Raw genomic sequence first — 2,962 nt, 5'->3', positions numbered from 1 at the left:
TCGAGACCGTCTCCCATCGTTGAATTGAGCTAGTCACGCCACCATTAAAACAAAGGCAGATATATACATATCTGCCTTTGGGTTCTGGAGCTCATGAGCGGATTTGAACCGCTGACCTCACCCTTACCAAGGGTGTGCTCTACCAACTGAGCTACATGAGCGCAACACTTTTAATCTTTTGCACAGACTTAAACATGGAGCGGGTAGCGGGAATCGAACCCGCATCATCAGCTTGGAAGGCTGAGGTTCTACCACTAAACTATACCCGCGCTACCTGAAGCCTACGCTTGAATCTGGTGGAGGGAGAAGGATTCGAACCTTCGAAGTCGATGACGTCAGATTTACAGTCTGATCCCTTTGGCCACTCGGGAACCCCTCCAAAACGAGGCGGCATTCTCTATGCCTAACCTCTACCTGTCAAGCATTTTCTCATTTAAAAACCTGAGGTTAGCTCTACTGACAGGCACTTGCGAACAACCACAAGGATCGCACCGCGAAGCGGGCGCCATTCTATGCAAACTATTCAGAAGTTGCAACGCTTGCACAGGGCATTTGCCGATGCTGCAAGGCAGTGAAGTCTCGCACTAGCGTCACAAGCAGTTGATCGTCGACTTGATGCAAGTCGACGCTTTCTACACGAGCCCAATATTTTCGGTGAGCCCTTGGCAATTCCCGAATCAACGCACTGTAGTCAAGCTCGCTCAGCCGACTGACGACGCCTTGCGCCGAGTCCTTTCGCGAAAATATTCCCAAAGAAATTCCATTGGAGAGATCACCAACCGTGATGATGTAGCTATCTATGTTTCGTGACTGCAGCTCTCGAAGCTGACGCAAAGAAGCCTGACGAGAAACCAGTGGCGGCAGATACACCCAATAGTCCACCCCTGCAGCCACATCGACACCCTCCAGCGTCGACGCTATATCCAGACTCAGCAAGCGCTGGCGCAACGCCGCTGCCAATGACTCATCATCGAACCCGCCAAGAAACAGACAAGTTCCATCTTCCGCCGCCACTGCAGATGAAATGCGCTTTGCTGGCTCACTCGTCTCACTCAACAACCGGATACCTGTATCAGGCTGACTACCGGTTAATACTGGAAGCGATTGCTCTTCATACCAAGGAGCGTGCTGCTGCTGATGATGAAGGTAGTAAAACGAGTTAAGCAGTATTAGGAGCAGCAGAAACCAACGCATCTGAACCTCATAATGGACAGGCTATCGCTAGCCCTTTGAACACCAGATCCGGCACCCTCCTCACTTGCCGTCCGCTACCAAACAGGGCGGCATCGCCACCAGTCACAAAAATCTCCGGCTGCGTGCCAAGATATTGCGCAGCACTATCAATCTGGCTATCGATATAGCCGCGCAGCATCATCAAGCAACCACGCTCGAGCGCCTCACTTGTACTGCGCCCTGGCGAGGTATCGCTCAGTGCCGCCTGCGCCTCCTGCGCATCGTATAAAATCCGCTTGGTGTGAGTGCGCAACTGCTCTGTCAGAAGCGACATACCGGGCGTTATATAGCCCCCCAAATGCTCTCCCCCACTACCAACCAAGTCGATAGTCACCGCCGTACCGAGATCAATTACAACACATGGGCCACTGCACAACTGATATGCACCTACAAGGGCCAGCCAGCGATCAAGCCCAAGGCGCTCAAAGTCTTTGTAACCGTTTATTACCCCACCAAGCTCCCTGGAAGAAACAGCACTCACCACCTCTATACCGAGAGAGTTGGCTATCACCCCTGCCAGTAGCTTGGTCTCGTTATCGCCTCTGACACTGACCAGTCGACACTTGGATATTTTTATCGAAGATAAAGAGATCAGCTCACTCAGCAGGTAATCAACCTCACTTACAACGCCGGACGCCTGAACACTGTTATCCACTGCCGGATTGAGCACCCGCCACTTGATGAAACTATTACCGCAATCGAGCTCAAGAATCATCTTCAAGCCTCAAACTGAGCTCGCCGCCACTGAAACATTTCTCATGACCATCTACCCCCAACCTTAGCGCCCCTTGGTTATCGACACCCAGCACCACGCCCTTGACCTGCTGCGATCCAGTACTCAAACAGCAATGCTGCGCGTGCCAGATATTGCTAGCTTCCCACTCTGACCTAAGCCCGACAAAGCCTTCCTCGGCATGTCGCCTCAAGTAATGGTGCAGTGAATGACTCAAGACTCGAACGAGCTCGTTTCGATCCACCAGCACTGAAGTCTCATTACGCACCGAGGTCCAGGCTTGCTCTATCTCACCAGGGCTGGCAGTCATATTGACGTTGATACCGATGCCGATAACTACATGGCAGAGATCTGCAGGATCACCTGTCAGCTCCATCAGTATTCCAGCAATTTTTTTTCCATTGGCATAAATATCATTTGGCCATTTAACACCGGACTGCTCCACGCCTATCTTGCGCAAAGCCTCCATTACCGCAAGCCCCACAACCAAACTCAAGCCGGCCAAACGTTGTGGGCCACCCGATATGGTAAGCGCCAGGGTGTAGTAAAGGTTCTGCGCCGGCGGACTCACCCAGGTACGACCCCGACGCCCCCTTCCACTGCTCTGCGCGTCTGCCAGCACTACGAATGGCGCCCTGACACCCGCAAGCAGCATCCGCAGAGCTTCTGCATTGGTCGAGTCAGTGCTATCCATAGCCTTCAGCCCCCAGCCGAGCTGGTTGAGCACCGCAGTACTACTTTCAATATCAAGTAATGAGATGGACTCAGCCAGTCGATAACCTCGTCCGGGTACTTTGTAGAGCTGTATTCCCAGAGCCAGCTCAAGCCGTTGCAAGTGCTTCCATACCGCGCTACGACTTATCCCAAGGAGGGCTCCAAGCTCCTGCCCCGAGTGAAAACGACCATCTTGTAAAATTTCCAGCAACCTGTTCATACAACCCCTTCTACAAGGCGGGCATCATAGCGACAGATTTAAAAAGAACCCACAGCATTTGC

Annotated in this window: 3 protein-coding genes and 3 tRNA genes; all 6 read right to left on the bottom strand. The window is 52.5% G+C overall.

The genetic code is table 11. The features are described 5' to 3' along the window. Positions 1-85: 85 nt before the first annotated feature. Positions 86-161 (bottom strand) — tRNA-Thr (locus tag NAV32_RS17510). A gap of 34 nt (positions 162-195) precedes the next feature. After that, positions 196-269 (bottom strand) — tRNA-Gly (locus tag NAV32_RS17505). Positions 270-294: 25 nt separating this feature from the next. Continuing rightward, positions 295-379, bottom strand: a tRNA-Tyr gene (locus NAV32_RS17500). A 140-nt stretch (positions 380-519) separates the two neighbouring features. Continuing rightward, complete coding sequence (locus tag NAV32_RS17495) at positions 520-1,194, bottom strand: SPOR domain-containing protein (protein WP_256054051.1); 675 nt, start codon at positions 1,192-1,194, stop codon at positions 520-522. A 7-nt stretch (positions 1,195-1,201) separates the two neighbouring features. Then, positions 1,202-1,948 carry a type III pantothenate kinase gene (locus NAV32_RS17490; protein WP_256054050.1) on the bottom strand — a complete coding sequence of 249 codons (747 nt, stop codon included), beginning with the start codon at positions 1,946-1,948 and terminating at the stop codon, positions 1,202-1,204. Beyond that, positions 1,938-2,900 carry a bifunctional biotin--[acetyl-CoA-carboxylase] ligase/biotin operon repressor BirA gene (gene birA, locus NAV32_RS17485; RefSeq protein ID WP_256054049.1) on the bottom strand — a complete coding sequence of 321 codons (963 nt, stop codon included), beginning with the start codon at positions 2,898-2,900 and terminating at the stop codon, positions 1,938-1,940. The genes NAV32_RS17490 and birA overlap by 11 nt, the downstream gene beginning before the upstream one ends. Positions 2,901-2,962 lie beyond the last annotated feature (62 nt).

Origin of the sequence: Stutzerimonas stutzeri (genome assembly GCF_024448695.1) — a bacterium.
GTDB lineage: Bacteria > Pseudomonadota > Gammaproteobacteria > Pseudomonadales > Pseudomonadaceae > Stutzerimonas > Stutzerimonas stutzeri_T.
This window is presented reverse-complemented; position numbering and strand designations above follow the sequence as displayed.

Excerpts from the sequence above, each read along its gene's own strand:
- NAV32_RS17490 (WP_256054050.1), bottom strand. The coding sequence starts at position 1,948 with ATGATTCTTGAGCTCGATTGCGGTAATAGTTTCATCAAGTGGCGGGTG.
- NAV32_RS17495 (WP_256054051.1), bottom strand. The coding sequence starts at position 1,194 with ATGCGTTGGTTTCTGCTGCTCCTAATACTGCTTAACTCGTTTTACTAC.
- birA (WP_256054049.1), bottom strand. The coding sequence starts at position 2,900 with ATGAACAGGTTGCTGGAAATTTTACAAGATGGTCGTTTTCACTCGGGG.